Origin of the sequence: Morganella morganii (assembly GCF_019242955.1) — a bacterium.
GTDB lineage: Bacteria > Pseudomonadota > Gammaproteobacteria > Enterobacterales > Enterobacteriaceae > Morganella > Morganella sibonii.
This window is the reverse complement of record NZ_CP066129.1, coordinates 658,764-680,474: the sequence shown is the minus strand read 5'-3', so window position 1 is coordinate 680,474 and position 21,711 is coordinate 658,764. Positions and strand designations below refer to the sequence as shown.

Below are 21,711 nucleotides of genomic sequence, written 5' to 3'. Positions count from 1 at the left end.
ACTGTGAATATAAAAAAACACAGGTAAAAATCCATACCTGTGTTTTTTTCATACCTGAAACAGATTCTTCAGCCTGCTTTTTTCAGCAGCTCCGGCTCTGTCATATCAACAACCGTTACCGGCGGTTTTCCGTGACAGCCTTCCCCGTAATGCTCGCCTTCCCAGCGGCCGACAATCGCTGCCCCCATCGCGTTACTCATCACGTTGGTCGCAGAGCGGCCCATATCGAGGAACGGATCGACACCCATCAGCAGAATTAATCCGGCTTCCGGAATATTAAACTGTGTCAGTGTGGCGGAAATCACCACCAGTGAGGCGCGCGGCACACCGGCCATACCTTTTGATGTCAGCATCAGGATGAGCAGCATGGTGATCTGGTCGCCCATGGAAATCTCAATATTACAGGCCTGCGCGATAAAGATAACCGCAAAAGAGCAGTACGCCATTGAACCGACAAGGTTAAAGGAGTAGCCAATCGGCAGCACAAAGCTGGCAATTTTATTGGAAACACCAAACTGTTCAAGCTGCTTCAGTGTGCCGGGGAACGCCGCCTCAGAACTGGACGTGGTAAATGCCAGCAGCGCCGGTTCGGTGATCCCTTTGGTCAGGCGTAAAATGCAGCGTCCGGTAATCAGAACCGCCAGGCCGATTAACACCAGCCATAATGTGGCCAGCGTCAGATAGAACTCGCCCATAAAAATACCGGCTTCCAGCAGTACCACCAGCCCGCGCTCGGCAATCATCCCTGAAATGGCGGCAAAAACGGTCAGCGGCGCAAACAGCATGACATAACCGGTCAGTTTCAGCATCAGGCTGACCACCGATTCCAGCACCGTCAGAATCGGTTTACCTTTTTCACCGATAGCGGAAAGAGCAACACCCATAAAAATAGAAAAAACAACGATCTGCAAAATTTCATTGCGGGCCATCGCATCAACGATACTGGTCGGGATCAAATGGGCGATAAAGTTTTTCACCGAAAACGCGGCGGTCGCCATATTGTCCACTACAGTATCCGCCGGTGCCACAAAGTTAATACCGGCACCCGGTTTAAGCAGATTAACAATCAGCAACCCGAGCGTAATGGAAATAAAAGAAGCACATACAAATAAAAACAGAGTTTTGGAGAAAACCCGCCCGAGTGTCTGCGCATCCCCCATTTTTGCAATACCCACCACCAGCGTGGAGAGGATCAGCGGCGCGATAATCATTTTAATGAGTCGCAGGAAAATATCCGTCACCACTGAGATATCGGCAGAATATTGCTGATTGAACCCGGGTGTGGCCAGATTGTTCAGCGCAACGCCGACAATCACCCCGATAAATAATGCCGCCACTATCCAGGTCGTTAAACTTTTTGACTTCATACTATCTCCATAATGCTGATGTACTTAATCCCCCGGAGACTTAAAAAAATCTGATTAATTTCTTCTGAGCCTGACGGCCGCAGAAAAAATAACAAGCAGAAAGTGAGGGAGTTCAGAACAAAACTGACATCTGCCTTTAACAAAATGATCAATAAAATACACCGCTATTGACATAGTGATGTGTTATTTTACCGGGCGGACTGTACATAATTCCGCCATTACTTTGTCGCAGATAAAGAATTACATAACAGATGTTACGTAATAAAGTGTGTTTTAAACCATTATTTACATCAGATTAACGCCGATGTTGTTTTTTTATACTACCGGCCGTTTTTCAGATAAAAAATACGGCTCTCCTGAAATCATACTCCTTTTTTATTTGATGTCCCTCTCTTTATTTTTTAATTTTTTGTTGCTGATAAAATAAGCACGCCGTTATTTTTCATTAAATAAATTAATAAAAAAGGGCGGCATCAAATGCCGCCCTCAGAGGACTACGGTAAGAAAAAACGCTTATTTCGGCTGGATACCAAAGGCACGGAAATTGCCGGTCTGCGTGATAAACGTATTGTAGTATTCATTCTCCGCCACCGTATTGGATGACGCGGACCCGGCAGAGGCAGAAACCAGATCCATCGTGACCTGATGGATCTCTTTATTCAGCTTATCGTGAATATCCGGATCGTCAGACTCTTTAATCTGCTTCAGCAGGCCGGTTAATTTCAGTGCCTGCTTCTGTGTTTCAGCGTCTTTGAACTGCGGCTCCGGAATGGTGTAATCGAAGGTCATATTAACGGAGTCTTTCAGCTCATCACCCGGTGCAGGCGGCTGTAATTTTTCACCGTAATCGGATTCGACATACGCCACCAGCTCCGCTTTATCAAAACACTTGGTTTTAATATTACCGACAGACTGACGGTTACTGGTGGTAATTTCTGCCGGGAACGGCGTGCCGACCGGGTAACTGCAATTAAACAGATTATGGTCAATCACCGTGGCATTACTGCTGCGTACCGGCATCTGTATATCATGGCCGTTAATGGTGACATCATACATTGCCGGTTTAAAACGGTTACTCTGCCCTTCGACCGCGTAGACTTCAGACAGCATATAATAGACGTGATTATCCGGGTTAATAATGCCGCCGCTGTTATTGTCATACACCATAAAATTCTGTTTCTCACCCTTCGCATTCTCAATGCTGTGCATACCCGGTGATAATTTCAGTTTTCCGGCCGTCCCCGGCTCCGTGGTGTATTCTTTGTCATCCACTTTAAATGTCAGTGTGCTGTCAGCCGGATTACTGTACCAGAATTCATTTTTGGTACTGTCCGGGTCCAGGCTGTCACAGGCCGCCATTAATAATACGGCAGAACCTAATACACTTAGTTTTATTGCGGTTTTCATAATCGGTCTCATCATATTGTTCTGAACACAGCCCCGATATTATCAATCCTTATTTACCCGGTATAGGATAAATTACCGCCAAATTCCGGTGACTAAAAACACAATAATCAGGCAAAGCCGGAAAATAACAGAATGATGACTTATATCATCAGGAGTTATTGTATTTTTTCCGCAGTTTCTTTTCTGTTATCACCAATCCGCATTATTACTGTCACAACCAGCAGAATAGCAAAAAAGCAGATTATTTTAATTCGTTATTAATATTTAACTATTCGTCATCCGGTGATGTTATCGCGCATTATGTGCACCCTGACAATATTTCTGTATGACAATACCCGGTTCAGTGATATGTTTTTTTTTATTACTTCATTTTTGTGCCGGATAATCATCATGATGATTTTTTTTGCTGTGGCGCTCGCTCACTTTATCGCTCTGATAAGCCCCGGGCCTGATTTTCTGCTGATTATAAAAAGTACCCTGCGTAACAGCAGACGGGTGGCATTCGGTGTTGTCTCCGGTATTGCCACTGCCAATGCACTGTATATTGTACTTTGTCTGGCCGGTGCAGGCGCTATCCTTGCACAATCTGTCACGCTGATGATTCTGATTAAATTGTTCGGCGGAGTATTCCTGCTCTTTATCGCATGGCAGGCATTACGGGCAAAAAAATCTGATTACCGTTTTCTGATGGCACAGGCAGCAGAAGATAAAAATACGCATCCGCAGAGTACGTTCACCAAAGAATTTCTGGTCGGCTTATCCTCCGGCCTGTTAAATCCCAAGAATTTATTATTCTATTTAAGTCTGTTTACTGTTGTACTGGAAAGTCAGGATAATTCAGCACTATTTAAAACCGGTATTGCACTCTGGATGGTGATGGCTGTATTAATCTGGGACAGTCTGATTATGTATCTTCTGACCCGTCCCGCAGTACGTCAGCAATTTAATCGCTGTGCCTTCTGGATCGATAAAACCGCCGGTATCATTCTCGGTCTGGTCGGACTGAAAATTATTCATATGACATTTAAAAGCACACCCTAACTTAATCAGGATATTACTGTGACTGCTGTTTTACGCCATTGTTTTACCGCCCTGCTGATTATTTTTATTTCATTGCAAACGGCTGCGGCCGGGAAAAATATCCCGGCAGAAATAAACGGCCTTAACGGCACACTGACACTGCCGGAAAATACCGCACCAAAAGGTGCCATTTTGTTTATTGCCGGTTCCGGTCCGGTAGATCGTGACGGTAACAGTCCGGCCAGCCGGACGGATAGTCTGCGGATGCTGGGGGATGCCCTGAGTGACGCCGGATATATCACACTGCGGACAGACAAAACCGGTACAGGTGCCGGTGCTGCAACCGTCACGCCGGCAGATATCACCTTTACCGGTTATCTGCGGGATTATCAGGCGTGGTTTGATTTTCTGCAGAAGCGTTATCCGGATATTCCGGTGTACCTGCTCGGTCACAGTGAAGGCGCGTTATTTGCCACCCTGATGGCTCAGGAACAGAAACCGGCCGGGATAATCCTGGTCTCTCCTGCGGGATATACCATCGATATTATCCTGAAAAAACAAATGAGTACCCAGCCATTTCCGCCGGAAGCACTGACCTATATCAACGATGTCATTGACCGGCTGAAAGCGGAGAAAACCACGGAGAATATCCCGCCCTCCCTCAATATTTTGTTTTCACCGGAATTACAGCGCTATTTCATGGTGTGGATGCAGTATGATCCTGCGGAAGAACTGGCAAAGGTCACCGTACCGGGAGTCATTATTCAGGGCGGGCATGATTGCCAGATAAGCCCGGATAACGGCGCCCGTCTTATCCGCACCGCGCCGGATAATCAGTATGCGGAGATCGCGACAATGAATCACGTTCTGAAAGAAACGCCCGCGGACTGCGCAGCCGCCATCGGCAGTTACAATAATCCGGCGCTGCCGCTGCACCCGGAGCTGGTTCCGGCTATTACCCGGTTTTTATCCGGCCGCTGATGCCGTATCAGCGGAAAACTGATGTCAGCAAAAACAGATGTCAGCGAAAACCGGTGTCTGTGAAAATGGTATATCAGGACGGTTTTTTCAGTGTTTGCAGAAAGTTATTATAAATCTCAGTAAAATCGTCTTTAAAACCGGGGAATTCGGCAAGACTTTTAATATTCAGGGTAATATGCATCATAAAACCGTGGATCAGGCTGCATAACAGATAAGAGTCATACCTTTTAATTATCTGCTCTGCTATCAGCTGATTCACAATATTATCCACCCGGTTGCTGATATAACGCCGGTTAATATCCTCAAATTCATACCAGCCGATCACCGGCATCACTTCCTGAACCGGAATTAATTCCCGGTAATGCTGCTCCAGATAATTCATGAAACTGCGGACAATCATCTTCAGCTCTTCCCATTTATCCGCCAGCGGTTCATTATTACCGAGAGCTTCGCTGATCTTCTGCAATTGCATTTCATAACAGTGTTTCAGCAGGTCACTTTTACTTTTAAAGTGGTGATAAAACGCCCCTTTTGTGACCCGCGCATCGCGGGCAATTTCATCAATCGAAACGGACTGATAGCCTTTTTCAATAAAAAGTCTGTGCGCTGAAATCAGTAATGCCAGCCGCGTCCGTGCTGAATTTTCCTGTTGCCTGGTCAGTGTGTTCATGGTAAAAATGCCCTGTTACATACTATCAGTATGTAATCGTATCACAGTATTTTTTTGGGTGCCAACAAACGGGAATCCTTATGCTTAAACATGATAGCACTGTCACGGAATTTATTGATTCCGCGCCGGTCACCGATAAAGAACAGGATGAAAATGCCTTCTATCTCAGTGTGATAAAAGACATTATTTTGTGGATTGAGCATAACCTGGATAAGTCGCTGCAACTGGATGTGGTGGCGGAACGTTCCGGCTATACCAAATGGTATTTTCAGCGGATTTTTAAACGATTCACCGATATGACCCTGGCAGGCTATATCCGCCGCCGCCGTCTGACAAAAGCAGCCACCGAATTACGGCTGACCACAAAGAATATCGGCGATATCGCCCTGAAGTATCAGTTTGATTCCCAGCAATCTTTTGCCCGCCGTTTTAAAGCGGTCTTTAATATGACGCCGACGGCATACCGCCGCAGTCCAAACTGGGATCTGACGACGCTGCAACCACCGGTACAATTGGAAATGCCGCCGCTGCCGCAGCCGGATATTGTTATGCTGGATAATATCCCGGTACTGGAAAAAGGTTATCACTACCAGTCTCCGCTGGATGAAATCGGCCATCTGCATGAAGAGATCCGCACAACATTCTGGCGTGATTTTATCCGCCTGGTATCACCGGAGCTTCCGTACTGCTATGTCCGCACAGACTATGACCGGACGTCAGAGCAGCCGGACTGTATTGCTATCGGCTATCATATCGGTGTGGATGATCCGGCGTTTATTGTACGGGAAAATGAATTGACCCCGGCGGTGATCGGCAGCGGAAAATATGCGAAATTCCATTTTAACGGTCTGTTCAGTGATTACCGGGATTTCACGTTTAATGTGTATTTATACGCATTGCCGCAACTCGGATTATGCCGTCGTCCCGGTTCGGATATCGAAAAATATACCCGTACCGAAGCAATGAGTGATAATCCGCCTGAACATCTGTGTGTGGATTATTATATTCCGGTTCTGTGATCCCCCTCATTTCCTCCCTGTTCATACCGGTTATTTTCTGTTACAGAATAAATAACCGGTATCTGACATAACATTGATTATTATCAGCAAATAACAGCACTGTTATTTTCAGGTTGTTATATAATATACCCTGTTATTCAATATCAATACGTCATCCTCCGGCAGTTAAATACAATTACCACGGACGGACCTATGAATAAACTGACTCCGCTGAAACCCATTCCTTCCTTAATCGCGATTCTTATTACCTGTATTATCTGGTTTGCTGTTCCTGTACCTGACGGTGTTGATCCTAACGCGTGGCACCTGCTCGCGCTGTTTGTCGGCACCATCGCCGCTATTATCGGCAAAGCACTGCCTATCGGTGCGGTTTCCATGGTGGCGATTGCACTTGTCGCCCTGACCGGCGTCACTAATCCCGGTTCGGCAAAAGCGGCGCTCGCTGATGCCCTGAGCGGCTTTTCCAATGAGCTTATCTGGCTCATCGGGATCTCTATTATGGTTTCTCTCAGTCTGAATAAAACCGGACTGGGGGCACGTATCGGTTATTATTTTATTTCTCTGTTCGGCAAAAAAACGCTGGGTATCGCCTATTCGCTGGCGATTGCCGAAACCGTGCTGGCACCGGTTACCCCCAGTAATACCGCGCGCGGCGGCGGAATTATCCACCCGATTATGCGTTCAATCGCTGACAGTTTCGGCTCGAAAGCGGATGACGGCACCAGCGGGAAAATCGGCCGCTATCTGGCCCTGGTTAATTACAATACCAACCCCATTACGTCCGCGATGTTTATCACGGCAACCGCGCCTAACCCGCTGATTGTTACTCTGATTGTGCAGGAAGCCGGAAAAGGGGCAGAACTGAGCTGGTCGATGTGGGCCGTGGCCGCATTTTTACCTGCGCTTATCTCGCTGATCACCATGCCGCTGGTGATCTATTTTCTGTATAAGCCGGAAATCACCGCCACCCCGGATGCGCCTGAATTTGCCCGTGAGCGTATCCGTGAACTCGGCCCGGTTTCCCTGCCGGAAAAAATCACACTCGGGGTCTTTATTCTGCTGCTGGCATTGTGGGCCGGCGTGCCCGGCTGGCTGTTCGGCAGCGAATATAACGTTCATCCGACCACCGCCGCCTTTATCGGTCTTGCCGCCCTGCTGTGCAGCGGTGTACTCAGCTGGGATGATGTTCTGAAAAACAAAGGGGCATGGGATACGGTAGTCTGGTTCGCCGCACTGGTGATGATGGCATCGTTCCTCGGCAAGCTCGGGCTGATCAAATGGGTTTCCCTGACGGTCGGCAACGGTATTGACCACCTGGGGATAAGCTGGACCGGCGGGATGCTGCTGCTGGTGTTATTTTATGTCTATTCTCACTACTTTTTCGCCAGTACCACCGCGCATATCACCGCGATGTTCGCCGCATTTTATGCCGCCGGACTGGCACTCGGCGCACCACCGATGCTGCTCGGGCTGACTCTGGCGTTCTCCTCCTCGCTGATGATGTCCCTGACCCACTACGGCACCGGTACCGCGCCGATTATTTTCGGTTCGGGTTACACCACGCTCGGGGAATGGTGGAAAACCGGTCTGGTGATGAGCATCGTCAACCTGGTTATCTGGATTATCGCCGGCAGTCTGTGGTGGCGGTTCCTCGGATACTGGTAACAGACCAGCCCGCATTATCGTCCTGAATGTATTCTTTGCCGAATTAAGAATTATCGTATAAAGAATACTTATATACTGACCCCGCAGTGTTTATCAGTAATATCAGGGGAGATGATGCAAAAGGAAATTGTGCAGCCGGTTTCTGCGGATACCGGTGTGATTGAGCAGTTCGCGGATAATCCGTCGCCCTGTGCGCCGCTGACCCCGTCAGCGGAAACCCGCTATCTGAAAGCGATGGCGCAAACTGATCATTATCACCGTCGTTATAATCCGTCTTATGCCCTGCTGGATGAGGCGGAGCCTGCACCGGTGATCCCTGCCTCCCTGTTCCGCAGCGGATGTCCGGCCACACATACGGATACAAAATACGCAGATATGGCTGAACGGGCCATGGCATCCCTCCTCCGCCTCAGCGGACTCACCAGCACGCGTCCGGCCCGTTTTCTGCTGCTGACACCACCGCAGCCTGCCGGACACAAGGCATACGACACCCCGCTGTTCCCTGAACTGACACAATTCGCACCGGTGAAAGAGTGTGTCACCGCCGTCTTCGCCGATGGCCAGCCGAATACCGTACTGGCCTGGGCCGTGCTGATGGAATGGGCGCAACACAGCGATCCGGTGTATATCATTGCTGCCGCACATCATGCGGCCCGGTTTGCTCAGAACAGTCCGGCACCTTTTACCCTGAAAGGGGAGATCCGCATACTGAGCAGTCACGGCCGGCGCAGCCACTGCCGGATGATTGCAGATAAACTGCCGGAGATACTTCAGGCACCGTTTGTCATCATCCGTGAAATTTACAGCACACCGGCGCATCCGCTGCACTATATCAGCTGCCGGGAAGGGCATTTTCACATCCCGCAGTTTTCCCGCTTTATGCTGATCAGTGAGGATGGCAGTCCGGCTGCGGCAGACAAAAGCGGCCTGTTACAGCTGAATACCCCGCTGCTTACACCGCTGCCTGCCCAGCGCCTGCTGACGACAGATATATGTGAACAGGGAACCGGCTGTGCCTGCGGCAGTACATTGCCCTGGATATCTTACTGCGGCAGTATCGCCGCGCGGGACGACCTCAGCGGAGATGAGATATGATGACAGACGCTATCCCCCGGCGCATTGCTGCCATCAAAGACCGCCTGTCCGCCATACTGAGCCGGAAACCGGAATTCTCCGCAGATCCGGCAACACACTCATTCTGCCGGATGCGCCTGCAATGGCTGGCTGACTCCCGTGCTATTGATACCGCAGCAGAGCATGCCCTCAGCGGCACATCCCGGTATGCGGCAGAACAGGTCCTGATCATTGATGAGGGCGGTAACCCGCTGACCACCGCGGAGCTTATCATCGCCGCTTATATCACCGGTACGGCGCTCCGCATCAGAACCCGCAACCACTGCGACTGGCTGAATATGCTGTGCGGACAGCCCGGTACGGACTCTGTCACCTGCGAATTTGCCGGGCCGGAACAGCATGACACCGCACTGCTGCACAGCGCGGATACCGTCGTGGTGACCGGAAACGATGCCCTGATCCGCCACTGGCGGAAAATTACCCCGCCGCCTGTCCGCCTGATCGAAAACGGCCCGAAAATCAGCGCAATGATAATCTGCGGCACGGATTTACCCGCACCGGAACTGCTCCTGTGGGACACCTGCCTGTTCCTCAGGGAAGTCAATGATTCGCCACGCTTTATTCTGCTCGACAGCCCGATGATGGCAGAGCGGCTGTACAGTTCACTGTCACAGGTACTGAATGAACTGCCCTGTCTGCCGCAGAATACCCGTTTACACCAGATGGTAAAGGCACGGGAACTGTCACTGCGCCATGTGCTGGCACCTGATCTCCGGCCGCCGGTTTACAGTACGGCATCCGGCTGGGGGCTGACACTGCGGAGGACGTTTGAACCGGCGCACTGGCTGCCGTACGGTTTTAACCTGATTACCGGTGATCCGGCAGACCATCTGAAGATGGCCGCACGATACCGGCCCGGGCAGTTACAGACACTCGGTTGCTACGGTCGTCAGGATCTGCTGCCGCTCAGGGCATCCCGGTTTTTGCGCCACTGTGACTGCGGGCAGATGCACAACCCGCCGTTCAGCTTTTCCGCGCTGATAACCCCGGTGCAAAATGATATCCGGCTGCGGTGAAATAACACACCGCCACCTTACGCAGCCTGACATTTGATCTGCTATTATTATTCGTCTCAGCAAAATCACGGATTTGATCGTTATGACCACAGAAGCACCCGTTTTTTTACTCGCCCCGCCTCAGCGTGATGAAGCGGATTATCTGACCCGCCTGTGCCTGCGTTCAAAACAGCACTGGGGATATGATGAGAAATTTATGGCGACCTGCCGCGATGAACTGACGATTACCTCCGCTGATTTTGACCGTTCACGGCTGATGACAGCCCGGATTAACGGCAAAATTGCCGGTGTGGTACAACTGACCATCAACCGTCAGGAAGAGAACGGAAAGCTTTCCAAGCTCTTTGTGCATCCGGATTATCTGCATCAGGGAATAGGCAGCGCACTGTATCAGTGGGCAGTCACCTCCGCCCGGACACAGTGTGTCAGCGCGCTGCTGGTCGATGCGGACCCCAATGCGGAAGCATTTTATATTCGCCAGGGCGCCATCCGCATCGGGGAAACGCCGTCTGACTCCCTGCCCGGCCGTGTTCTTCCGCTGTTACTGATTTCGCTGCACTGATACCGGCGCTGTTTTTTTATCCTCCGCTGCCGCATGTTCTGTCAGCCGCGGAAAATCAGCTTCAGTAAACGGCAGTGCGGTCACCGGCAGGTTCCCGGGGTTATTTGTCCGCCACAGTTCAAATGACGCCAGATCCGCAAGAGACCAGTGCAGATAATGCTGAGGCAGTGCCAGCCTCATCCCGGTGGCGGTTTCCTGCGGCGGCAGTGAAGGCAGCCGGTCATCACTCACACTGTAATCCCGGCGCAGGACCAGAAACTTCTCAGGCACCCGCTGCTGTTTATCCCACCAGAGCCCGTCGATACGGTCAAACATCTGCCGGGTCACCTCAGCGGGCTGTGCATCCAGCAGTGCCAGTGCCTGCGGGAAAATAGCTTCCATTCCGCGGTTAAAATCCGCCACTGAACCGCCGTGCCCCTGCAACAGCAACGTGATGGCAAGGCGCGCGCCCAGCAGGTTGGAATAAAGATCTTCAGGTGTAAATGCAGAGATTTCCTCAGAAAAACCGGGAACTGAATGATAACCGTACCACTGAGCAATCTCATGCCATGCTGCCAGACGAAACGCGAGCCGCGCCGCCAGATAGACACTCAGGGTATAACGCTCTGCCGGGTCCTGCGGCGGAGTAAAACGGCGGAACTGAATACGGCGGGAAGAGAGCTCGTCTGACAGTGTCAGCATGCGGGCTTCGCCAAGGTGCGGATAAATCAGGGTAAACAGATAATACGTGTAATCGGCAGTATCCCGGACATGTGCAATATCGATAAATCCGCCGCGGCGGGAATAGACGATCCCGAGGTTTTCATTACTCAGGCCGATAACCTCTGCCACACCAAACCAGAAGCTGTCATTGTAGACATGCTCCCCCAAATCACCGGCGGTCAGCACATTACCGATGGTGTAAAACGGCACCGGAACCGGCCCCAGCTTTGCCCGCAGATCATAACCGAACGCGCAGCAGGGGCGCAGCCCGTCGGGTGCGCTCACCCCATCAGCAACCGGAAATACCTGCGCAGCGGTTTCTGTTGTCTGCGGCGAAAGATCGGCACGGACAACAGGAACGTCCCTCATCCGGCTCTGACAGCCGGATAACAGCACCATCATGACAATTACGGTGATAAATACCCGCATCAGAATGCTTCCCCGACCTGGAAATAAAAACCGCTGCTCTGCTTTCCGACACCAAAATCGAGCCGCACATTCATCCGCGGTTTGAATTCAAAGCGATACCCGACACCCACGTTAGGCAGCCAGTGGCCGCCGCCGAGATGGCGCGCACTCTCACTCATCGTCCCGCTCCCGGCCCAGAGCACAACACCATGCCGCCAGTCCAGCTTACGCCGGTACTCGACCTGGGTTGCGAAGACGTGATTATCCTGATAACGGCCGTCATAATAGCCGCGCATCTGCCGCCCGTTCCCGAGGCGGGAGAACTGATCCCACGGTACATCACCGGATGCAAACCGCGCATAGTTATCAAATGCCAGCACCGTTTTGTCATTCAGCGGATAATAATAGTTGTACTGAATCTCAGTGGTATTAAACCGCGTATCGCTGCCGAGTGACGGTGCATAATACGTATAACGCAGATCCAGAGCCTGCCCCTGACGGGCATTCGGCAGAAAATCCCGGCTGTCATAACTGAATGTGGCACTAACACCGGAGCTGACAGCATGCCGGTCATAATCATGTTCATCCATATAACGGCTGAACGGCCTGTCCGGAGACGCGGCATTCAGTGTGCTGAAATCCCAGCCTAACCCGAGATAGGTATTATCCGCCACACGGCGCAGCAGTGACGGAGTCAGACGCAGTTGCTGTGACTTATATTCACCGAAATGATCTTTAACGCGCCCGGCCTGATAGCCTTTTCCCCAATAATCCGTCGGTACATTATTAAGCGTGCCGCTGAGGTAAAAACGCCAGTTATCATTATCCAGATAGGTGTAATTATTCAGGTTCAGACCGAAAGCCCCTGTTGAGGAGGCAAACCCGCTGAGTGATAACGTGGATATTTTACTGTCCGGATTATGGTCTGCCTGATACAGGCCGACCAGAGCCACCCCGATACCAGCTTCCAGTTCAGGGGTATAAAACGGCCCGGGTAATACCCCCCAGTCAATCGTTTTGCTGCGGTCAAACTGATTATTGCTGCCCAGTCCGGACAGTGCATCATCAATTTGCTCCCTTGAGGGTAAAAAACCGGCCTTTGCTGTGTGAACCGCCGCCAGACAGGCAATTACCAGCCCGGCAGCGCAATGACGAAATATCATTAAAAACGGAATTCTCCGGAAATAAAGAAGCTGTTACGGTTATTAAAGCCCACTTCTGAAATTATATTAAAATTGCGGGTCACTTCTAACCGGGCACCGACCAGGTTGCTCCATTTATGGGCAAGATGCTGTTCAACATCGAATTTCATTCCCGGATCATCCAGCGCATTCACAAAATCCTGAAATTGTCCCGGTAAACTCAGCCCGCTGATATCCCCTTTAAAACGCTGAGTAATATCCTGGTACATTGCCCCTGTCCAGACCTGCAACTTGGTATTTCCCTGTCCGGCAATTAATGGTGAGAAGACAAATTCATAGCCGACACGCGGAGAAATCACCAGTGCTTTAATATCGCCGTCGAGGATATCCAGATTAGTTTTGGTGTAATTAAGATCGACCGTTCCGAAAAACTGGTTATATCCGCCGGCCAGTGTCATACCCGCACCATAGGTTTTACCTTCGAAATCCAGATCGAACGGCTGCCCTTCCAGGAATTTCAGCGGCAATTTTGCAAACCCGAGATCAAAGGCGCCGCCATTCAGAATAGTATGGGATTTACCTTTGGTTTTACCGTATAAACCATACACGTTCATAAACGGAAAAATCCAGGAATCCACTTTCAGCATATGTGTTTCACTTTTTTCCCGGGTATGGCCCGCATCGACTGATAATGCACCCGCTGTCTCCGGGTTTTTCGGCATAATAAAGCCGATTTTATCCACCACAATATCCTGCCGCAGATTCATATAGTTATAACCGACACCAAACGGCTCCGGAATATCATAACCGCGGGCACGGGCTTCATCGCCCCAGATAGGCAGAATACGGGATTGGGATTCAGAAGGACGGGTAGCATCAAGAGAACCATCTTCCTTTTGTACTGAGCCGCCGGACTGGCTGACACTTAATGACAATGAAGGGCCGTCCGCATAAGAAAAAGCGCTCAGGCTCAGTGAGCCGGTAATAATCAGAGTATGAAATATCGGGCGTAACATAATATAAGCCGGTTTCGTTTAATTAAATGGTGATGAATTCTAACGGCTAATTTTACTAAATTACGGACTTTACGTGCGATAATTAGTAATAATTGCTATATCCGGCAAGTTATTATTCCATTAAGTTACAATAACGCGAATTAACCATCAGATTATAAAGAACAAATATCACTCAAAATGAGAATCATTATTTTTCACAGACAACCTGCATATCTTATTTTAAGTGAGACAATTTAAATAATAAGATCATTAACTTTCAATATTGCGGGAATTACGCCATTTCCTTATAACTATAACCGCACCACATCAGAGTGCGATTAATATAAAAGGAGTAATATAATGGCTCGTAAAGTTAAATTAACCATGGTTGATAAAGGCGAACTTGGTCATATTTATCCGCAGACTGTAGTTTATAATGTCGGCAGAAAAAATTACCTTCTGGCAGAAGATGAAGAAGGTAATTACCTGGTTAAGCCTGTTTATGAAAATGGTACACTGGGTGATAGCATTGTCAGTAAAAACTTCGGTTGTTACTATGATATTATTCAGGCTGCTTATGATGATGTTACTGCAACCACTTATATCTGTGCGGTCAGCTTAGCCGGTAAAACCATGGAAGTTTATGCGACCACCACACTCGGACTGGTCAGCAGATTTGAATTTGACTATGTCATTGATGATCGTAAGACATTTAACTTCTTCTTCATCGAAGGACGTCTGTATGTTTACCAGGGTGGTGAAGATGCAAATGGTAAATATACCGTAACTTCTATTCGTGTGACCGAAGAATAATAAAAATTATATCACTAAATAAATATCCATAAAATATAACAGGATGATATCTGAATATATCAGATATTCATTATTACGCCGGATTTCTGATTAGTTTTAAAACAGGGTTTTAATCTGTTATTCCCGTTCAGAACGGCGGTCTGTTTGTATAAACCAGGTGTGATTGCTCAGGGAGCAGAGCAGCACAACATGGTGAAGCCGCGTAAATGTATATTGCGCGGCTTTTTGCGTGATATTCTCATCTTACCTCCGGTTTTTGCGATCCTGCTCCACCCTTTTCAATAATTCACCGCAGTGCGGGAAGGAATCCCCTTTTTCATCAGAATCTGTGTTATTTTAAGCACATTAATGAAGACTGTACCCGGGGCGGGCAGTTGATAAACCGTAACTTTCTCAGTGTGTTAACAGAATCCCTATGACTGACAACCAAAACTTCGAATCCCATACCCCTATGATGCAGCAGTATTTCCGGCTCAAGGCACAGCATCCGGATATTCTGATGTTTTACCGGATGGGTGACTTCTATGAGCTGTTCTTTGATGATGCCAAACGGGCAGCGCAGTTACTGGATATTTCACTGACCAAACGCGGCCAGACCGCCGGTCAGCCGATCCCGATGGCCGGGGTGCCGCATCATGCGGTTGAGGGTTATCTGGCAAAACTGGTTCAGCTCGGGGAATCTGTTGCTATCTGTGAGCAAATCGGCGATCCGGCCACCAGCAAAGGCCCGGTTGAGCGTAAAGTGATCCGTATCGTCACACCGGGAACCGTCAGTGATGAAGCCCTGTTACAGGAGCGCCAGGATAACCTGCTCGCGGCGGTCTGGCAGGATGCGCGCGGGTTTGGTTATGCCACCCTGGATATCACATCCGGCCGTTTCCGTATCCTCCAGTTAGAGGATAAAGACGCGATGACCGCGGAATTGCAGCGTACCCGCCCGGCTGAACTGCTCTATCCGGAAGATATGGCGGATTTCGCCATTATTCAGAATCAGAAAGGGCTGCGCCGCCGTCCGTTGTGGGAATTTGAACTGGAAACTGCACGTCAGCAGCTGACATTACAGTTCGGTACCCGCGATCTGCACGGTTTTGGTGTGGAAAATGCCCCGCTGGCCTTACAGGCCGCAGGATGCCTGCTGCAATATGTCAAAGATACCCAGCGCACCTCGCTGCCGCATATCCGCAGTGTGACACTGGAAAATCTTCAGGAAAATGTGATTCTGGATGCTGCCACACGCCGCAATCTGGAAATCACCCAGAACCTCAGCGGCGGCACCGAAAATACGCTCTCCTCCGTACTTGATCTGTGTGTAACCCCGATGGGCAGCCGGATGCTCAAACGCTGGCTGCACTCCCCGCTGCGTGACAGAGCCGTGCTCGCCAACCGCCAGCAGGCGATTGCCGCGCTGACGGATATCAGCCCGGATTTGCAACCGGTTCTGCGGCAGATAGGCGACCTCGAACGGGTGCTGGCGCGTCTGGCGCTGCGTACCGCCCGTCCGCGTGACCTGGCGCGGATGCGTCACGCTTTTTCTCAGTATCCGGATATTCAGGCACAGCTGAGTGCCGTCTCTGATCCTTATATTCAGACACTGCAACAGCGTATCGGTCAGTTTGATGAATTACAGTCACTGCTGGAACGCGCGGTAGTTGAAGCGCCGCCGGTGCTGGTGCGGGACGGTGGTGTTATCGCTCCCGGCTACAATGAGGAACTGGATGAGTGGCGCGCCCTGGCTGACGGTGCCAGTGATTATCTCGATAAACTGGAGATCCGCGAACGCGAAAAACTCGGTATCGATACACTAAAAGTCGGATTTAATGGTGTGCACGGCTACTATATTCAGGTCAGCCGCGGACAAAGCCACCTGGTACCGATCCATTACGTACGCCGCCAGACGCTGAAAAACGCCGAGCGCTATATCATTCCGGAACTGAAAGAGTATGAAGATAAGGTTCTGACTTCCAAAAGCAAAGCACTGGCGATTGAAAAAGCCCTCTATGAGGAGCTGTTTGATCTGCTGCTGCCGCACCTGGAAGCGCTTCAGCGCAGCTCAGATACCCTGGCGGAACTGGATGTGCTCACCAACCTGGCCGAGCGCGCGGAAACCCTCAATTACACCTGTCCGCAACTGACGGATAAAGTCGGTATTCAGATCACCGGCGGCCGTCACCCGGTTGTCGAACATGTGCTGACAGAACCGTTTATCGCCAACCCGCTGGCAATGTCACCACAGCGCCGCCTGCTGATCATCACCGGCCCGAATATGGGCGGTAAGAGTACCTATATGCGGCAGACAGCACTTATCACGCTGCTCGCGTATATCGGCAGCTTTGTCCCGGCGGAAAAAGCGGTTATCGGCCCGGTGGATCGGATTTTCACCCGTGTCGGCGCATCTGATGATCTGGCGTCCGGCCGTTCCACTTTTATGGTGGAAATGACAGAAACCGCCAATATCCTGCATAACGCCACGGAACAGAGCCTGGTGCTGATGGATGAAATCGGGCGCGGGACATCCACCTATGATGGTTTATCGCTGGCCTGGGCCTGTGCGGAAAGCCTGGCAAACCGGATCAAAGCACTGACACTGTTTGCCACTCACTATTTCGAGCTGACCACGCTGCCGGAGAAACTGGAAGGTGTGGCCAATATCCATCTGGATGCGGTTGAGCACGGTGATACCATCGCCTTTATGCACAGCGTGCAGGATGGCGCTGCCAGCAAAAGTTACGGCCTCGCAGTGGCGCTGCTTGCCGGTGTGCCGCGTGATGTGATTAAACGCGCGAAACAGAAACTGCGCGAGCTGGAATCGCTGTCACTGAATGCCACCGCCAGTCATGTGGAAACTCCGCAAATGAATCTGCTGGATGCACCGGAAGAACCGGCTCCGGCACTGGATGCGCTGGCGGGGATTAATCCGGATTCACTGACACCGCGTCAGGCACTGGACTGGCTTTACCGTCTGAAAGAGATGCTCTGACAACCGGACAAAAGAAAAAGGGGGGAATAAATTCCCCCCTTCTTGCATAAATAATTTTTATAACAGCATGAGAACGTTGTTTTACGGATCACTCAGTTAAACAGTGAATTCTCACATAGCCCGTGATTATGCAGGATATCTTTCAGGCGGCGTAAACCTTCCACCTGAATCTGCCGCACACGCTCGCGGGTTAAACCAATCTCACGCCCCACATCTTCCAGTGTCGCGGCCTCATAGCCGAGCAGGCCGAAACGGCGTGCCAGCACTTCCCGCTGCTTCGGATTCAGTTCATACAGCCACTTCACAATGCTCTGCTGCATGTTGTTATCCTGCAAACGGTTTTCCGGTGTGACATCATTTTCGTCAGACAGGATATCCAGCAGTGCTTTGTCTGAATCCGCGCCCACAGGGATATCCACTGAGGTGATACGCTCATTCAGGCGCAGCATACGGCTGACATCCCCCACCGGTTTATCCAGTTGTTCGGCAATCTCTTCTGCTGTCGGCTCATGATCCAGCTTTTGAGCCAGTTCACGGGCGGTACGCAGATAGACATTAAGCTCTTTGACAATATGGATAGGGAGACGGATGGTGCGGGTCTGATTCATGATAGCCCGTTCAATAGTCTGACGGATCCACCATGTGGCATAGGTAGAAAAACGGAAGCCTTTTTCGGGATCAAATTTCTCCACAGCCCGGATCAGACCGAGGTTACCCTCTTCAATCAGATCAAGCAGTGCCAGCCCGCGGTTACTGTAACGGCGGGAGATTTTAACCACCAGGCGGAGGTTACTTTCAATCATACGCTGGCGCGCTGCGGGATCACCCCGCAGGGCGCGCCGTGCAAAAAAGACTTCTTCTTCTGCGCTGAGCAGCGGTGAAAAGCCTATCTCACCAAGATAAAGCTGAGTGGCGTCGAGGACACGCTGACTGACATTCTGCACGAACTCAATGTCCGGACCGGGATCGTCAGATTCGCTCTCCTCTGCCAGCTGTTTCTCATCAAACAGCTCTTCATCTTCAGCCTGCTCGGCGGCAAAATCTTCGTCGTATAACTCGTTAGCATTCAGTGGATTACGGCTCATCAGCTTGCTCCTACCCCGATAATTCAGGCAGAACAAGCTGTTCTGCCGTTTATCGCTGCGGTAAGTACTGCAGCGGGTTGACTGATTTTCCCTTGTAACGAATTTCAAAATGTAATCTTACGGATGTGGTTCCGCTGCTGCCCATCGTGGCAATTTTCTGACCAGCTGCGACGTCCTGCTGATCTTTAACCAGGATGGAATCGTTATGTGCATAGGCGGTCAGGAAATCATCGTTGTGTTTGATGATGACCAGATTGCCGTAGCCGCGTAACGCATTACCGGTATACACCACTTTACCCGGCGCTGAAGCAAAAACAGGCTGTCCACGTGTACCACCGATATCAATACCCCGGTTACCGCTGGTAGGTCCTGTGTAGTTGGAAATGACTTTGCCTTCCGCTGGCCAGCCCCATTTAAAGGAACCACTATTTACGGCGACAGGCGCGCTGGTTGTTGTTGCCGGAGCGGTAACGGCTGCAGTTGTTGCCGCTGTGGTAGCAGCAGTGCCGTTATTCGCTTTTGCCTGTGCGGTGACCTGAGATGAGAGCATCTTACCGCCGGCCGGTTTAGCGCCTGAAGATTCAGAATACGCATTAGTTGGTTGAGAATCAACCACCCTGTTTTGCGGAGTATTCTTATTTGTCGCGACCTGAGTTCCGCTGCTGACCGGTGCAACGGTATTGCCGCCGTTGCTTAACCGAATCACCTGCCCTTCGTTCAGGCTGTACGGCTCAGGAATATTATTTTGTGCTGCCAGTTCGCGGAAGTCAGACCCGGAGATATAAGCAATGTAAAATAAAGTATCACCACGCTGAACGGTATAGGTATTTCCGTTGTAACTGCCTTTCGGGATCGCATCATAATTGCGGTTGTACTGAATCCGGCCATCGTTACTGGTCTGCACACCAGCGGCACGCGGCTGCTGTACACTCCGGCTTACCGGCTGTGTATTATTGGCAGAACTGAGCTGAGGACGTACCGGCATCGGCGTGGATACAGAAGTACTGTTGTTATCATTACCTGCTGTCATAACCGGAGCACTGCTGCTTTCTTCCACACTGCTGATTGGTGCGGCATGATACGGCGTTGAGCATCCGGCCAGAACCGTGCTCATCAGTGACCCAATAGCAACCCATCGTATTGTTTTCATAGGGTTTCTTGAGTTCATATTCCTTCTCCCGAAACTGGAAATAGTGCGAAAACTGACAATCAGAAATTCACCACGCGGCCGCAGACCGCATGGCAGGATTGTATTATTAAAACAGATACTAAGCGAAATGAAAAAGTCTTGTTACTAAAATAGCCATTTTTATCCAAGATCCCCGTGGATCAGGGGAACAAACCGGACAGTTCCGATCGATTGGGTATGAAAATCATTGCCCCGGCGGCGGATAAGTTTAAGCATCTGCTGCTGTTCCCCCACCGGTATCACCATCCGCCCGTTATCCGCCAGCTGACCGAGCAGCGCGGGCGGAATATCACTGGCGGCAGCGGTAACAATAATGCCGTCAAACGGGCCACGGGACGGCCATCCTTCCCAGCCGTCGCCGTGACGGGTGGAAATATTGTGCAGATCAAGTTGTTTAAAGCGGCGTTTGGCATGCCACTGTAATCCTTTGACCCGCTCAACCGAATAAACATGTGCCGCAAGATGTGCGAGTATCGCCGTCTGATAGCCGGAGCCGGTGCCGATTTCCAGCACATGCGCCTGCGGAGCCGGTTCCAGCAGTTCTGTCATTTTCGCCACCATAAACGGCTGGGAGATAGTCTGCCCGTAGCCTATCGGCAGCGCGGTGTTGTCCCAGGCTTTATGTGTCAGCGCCTCATCGACAAAGTTCTCCCGCGGGACAGCCGCCATCGCCTGTAACAGACGTTCATCGCGGATCCCGGCCTGACGTAACTGTGTAATCAGATCCTGTACCACCCGGCGGATCATTCCTGTATCACCCCTGCTTTTTGTAACCAGTCTGCTAATTTTTCCTGCACGCTGTAGGCTGTCAGATCAACATGCAGTGGTGTGACGGAAACATAACCGGCATCGACAGCCGCAAAATCGGTATCCGGCCCGGTATCCAGTTTTTCCCCGGAGGGCCGAGCCAGTACAGCGGATTTCCTTTCGGGTCTGTCTGTGTGTAAACCACATCCGGTGCCCGGCGGGTTCCGCAGCGGGTGACTTTCATCCCTTTGATCTCACTGAGCGGGATATCGGGGACATTCACGTTCAGAATATTACCGGCCCGCAGCGGCACCTGTTGCAGCATAGTCAGCAGACGGCAGGTGATTTCCGCCGCCGTATCATAATGGGTGTCACCGTTCAGGGAGACTGCTATCGCGGGTAATCCCAGATGGCGCCCTTCCATTGCTGCCGCCACCGTACCGGAGTAAATCACATCATCCCCGAGATTCGGGCCGCAGTTAATCCCGGAAACCACAATTTCCGGACGCGGACGCATCAGCAGGTTAGCACCAATATAGACACAATCGGTCGGCGTGCCTTCCACCAGCGCAATATCGCCGTTTTCATGCACCACCGTACGCAGCGGACGATCAAGCGTCAGCGCATTGGATGCCCCGCTGCGGTTGCGGTCAGGTGCAATCACCTGCACATGATAAGTACGCCGCAGTGCCTCAGACAGTGTCCGGATACCCGGCGCACTGACGCCGTCATCATTACTCACCAGAATTCGCAGCACAACGGTATCCTTTTTATCAGTCACAGATCATTTATCACGACAGAAAACTATTTTA

At 50.8% G+C, this 21,711-nt stretch carries 18 protein-coding genes and 1 pseudogene; 9 read left to right on the top strand and 10 right to left on the bottom strand.

Features of this window, described 5'->3' with window-relative positions; all coding sequences use genetic code 11:
* Positions 1–68 precede the first annotated feature (68 nt).
* Together JC793_RS03020 and JC793_RS03015 are read right to left on the bottom strand one after the other, a co-directional pair.
* Positions 69–1,367, bottom strand: coding sequence for a dicarboxylate/amino acid:cation symporter (locus tag JC793_RS03020; RefSeq protein WP_218427449.1), 1,299 nt, complete (start codon positions 1,365–1,367; stop codon positions 69–71).
* 513 nt (positions 1,368–1,880) lie between these two features.
* Positions 1,881–2,774: a hypothetical protein gene (locus JC793_RS03015; protein ID WP_166707021.1), complete on the bottom strand. Its 894-nt coding sequence runs from the start codon at positions 2,772–2,774 to the stop codon at positions 1,881–1,883.
* A gap of 390 nt (positions 2,775–3,164) precedes the next feature.
* Between JC793_RS03015 and JC793_RS03010 the strand changes: the two genes are divergently transcribed.
* Positions 3,165–3,815: a LysE family translocator gene (locus tag JC793_RS03010; RefSeq protein WP_218427447.1), complete on the top strand. Its 651-nt coding sequence runs from the start codon at positions 3,165–3,167 to the stop codon at positions 3,813–3,815.
* A gap of 18 nt (positions 3,816–3,833) precedes the next feature.
* Complete coding sequence (locus JC793_RS03005; protein ID WP_218427445.1) at positions 3,834–4,775, top strand: alpha/beta hydrolase; 942 nt, start codon at positions 3,834–3,836, stop codon at positions 4,773–4,775.
* Between the two features lie 73 nt (positions 4,776–4,848).
* On the opposite strand, the gene JC793_RS03000 is transcribed toward JC793_RS03005, so the two are convergent.
* Positions 4,849–5,445, bottom strand: coding sequence for a TetR/AcrR family transcriptional regulator (locus JC793_RS03000; protein ID WP_218427443.1), 597 nt, complete (start codon positions 5,443–5,445; stop codon positions 4,849–4,851).
* 80 nt (positions 5,446–5,525) lie between these two features.
* Between JC793_RS03000 and JC793_RS02995 the strand changes: the two genes are divergently transcribed.
* The 5 genes from JC793_RS02995 (at position 5,526) to JC793_RS02975 (ending at position 10,841) form a co-directional block, all read left to right on the top strand.
* Positions 5,526–6,464 carry a helix-turn-helix domain-containing protein gene (locus JC793_RS02995; protein WP_166707019.1) on the top strand — a complete coding sequence of 313 codons (939 nt, stop codon included), beginning with the start codon at positions 5,526–5,528 and terminating at the stop codon, positions 6,462–6,464.
* 192 nt (positions 6,465–6,656) lie between these two features.
* Complete coding sequence (locus JC793_RS02990; RefSeq protein WP_218427441.1) at positions 6,657–8,129, top strand: anion permease; 1,473 nt, start codon at positions 6,657–6,659, stop codon at positions 8,127–8,129.
* Positions 8,130–8,240: 111 nt separating this feature from the next.
* Positions 8,241–9,224, top strand: coding sequence for a hypothetical protein (locus JC793_RS19495; RefSeq protein ID WP_247717310.1), 984 nt, complete (start codon positions 8,241–8,243; stop codon positions 9,222–9,224).
* Complete coding sequence (locus JC793_RS02980; RefSeq protein ID WP_218428514.1) at positions 9,221–10,279, top strand: aldehyde dehydrogenase family protein; 1,059 nt, start codon at positions 9,221–9,223, stop codon at positions 10,277–10,279. The genes JC793_RS19495 and JC793_RS02980 overlap by 4 nt, the downstream gene beginning before the upstream one ends.
* Positions 10,280–10,361: 82 nt before the next feature.
* Positions 10,362–10,841 carry a GNAT family N-acetyltransferase gene (locus JC793_RS02975; RefSeq protein WP_166707017.1) on the top strand — a complete coding sequence of 160 codons (480 nt, stop codon included), beginning with the start codon at positions 10,362–10,364 and terminating at the stop codon, positions 10,839–10,841.
* Here JC793_RS02975 and JC793_RS02970 read toward each other — a convergent pair.
* From JC793_RS02970 to JC793_RS02960, 3 genes are read right to left on the bottom strand one after another with little or no spacing between them, the layout of a single operon-like run.
* A complete protein-coding gene (locus tag JC793_RS02970; protein WP_218427439.1) occupies positions 10,821–11,972 on the bottom strand; it encodes a DUF4056 domain-containing protein in 1,152 nt (383 codons plus the stop codon). The two genes, JC793_RS02975 and JC793_RS02970, sit on opposite strands and share 21 nt — an antisense overlap.
* On the bottom strand, positions 11,972–13,114 hold the full coding sequence (locus tag JC793_RS02965) for a BamA/TamA family outer membrane protein (protein ID WP_182107537.1): 1,143 nt from the start codon (positions 13,112–13,114) through the stop codon (positions 11,972–11,974). Before JC793_RS02965 ends, JC793_RS02970 begins: the two co-directional genes overlap by 1 nt.
* Positions 13,114–14,109, bottom strand: a complete 996-nt coding sequence (locus tag JC793_RS02960; RefSeq protein WP_107679506.1) for a hypothetical protein — start codon at positions 14,107–14,109, stop codon at positions 13,114–13,116. The genes JC793_RS02965 and JC793_RS02960 overlap by 1 nt, the downstream gene beginning before the upstream one ends.
* 339 nt (positions 14,110–14,448) lie before the next feature.
* On the opposite strand from JC793_RS02960, the gene JC793_RS02955 reads away from it, so the two are divergent.
* The gene (locus JC793_RS02955) at positions 14,449–14,901 is read left to right on the top strand and encodes a hypothetical protein (RefSeq protein WP_046891972.1); all 453 of its coding nucleotides are present in this window, start codon (positions 14,449–14,451) and stop codon (positions 14,899–14,901) included.
* A gap of 415 nt (positions 14,902–15,316) precedes the next feature.
* Positions 15,317–17,878: a DNA mismatch repair protein MutS gene (mutS, locus tag JC793_RS02950; protein WP_218427438.1), complete on the top strand. Its 2,562-nt coding sequence runs from the start codon at positions 15,317–15,319 to the stop codon at positions 17,876–17,878.
* A 92-nt stretch (positions 17,879–17,970) separates the two neighbouring features.
* Here mutS and rpoS read toward each other — a convergent pair whose 3' ends face one another.
* From rpoS to surE, 4 genes and pseudogenes are all read right to left on the bottom strand, one after another.
* Entirely contained in the window at positions 17,971–18,963 is a 993-nt protein-coding gene (gene rpoS, locus JC793_RS02945; RefSeq protein WP_166707014.1) for an RNA polymerase sigma factor RpoS, read from the bottom strand.
* Between the two features lie 49 nt (positions 18,964–19,012).
* Positions 19,013–20,131, bottom strand: a complete 1,119-nt coding sequence (nlpD, locus tag JC793_RS02940) for a murein hydrolase activator NlpD (RefSeq protein WP_046891969.1) — start codon at positions 20,129–20,131, stop codon at positions 19,013–19,015.
* 141 nt (positions 20,132–20,272) lie between these two features.
* On the bottom strand, positions 20,273–20,899 hold the full coding sequence (locus JC793_RS02935; RefSeq protein ID WP_046891968.1) for a protein-L-isoaspartate(D-aspartate) O-methyltransferase: 627 nt from the start codon (positions 20,897–20,899) through the stop codon (positions 20,273–20,275).
* Positions 20,896–21,653, bottom strand: a pseudogene (surE, locus tag JC793_RS02930) (5'/3'-nucleotidase SurE). The gene JC793_RS02935 and the pseudogene surE overlap by 4 nt, the downstream one beginning before the upstream one ends.
* Between the last annotated feature and the right edge of the window lie 58 nt (positions 21,654–21,711).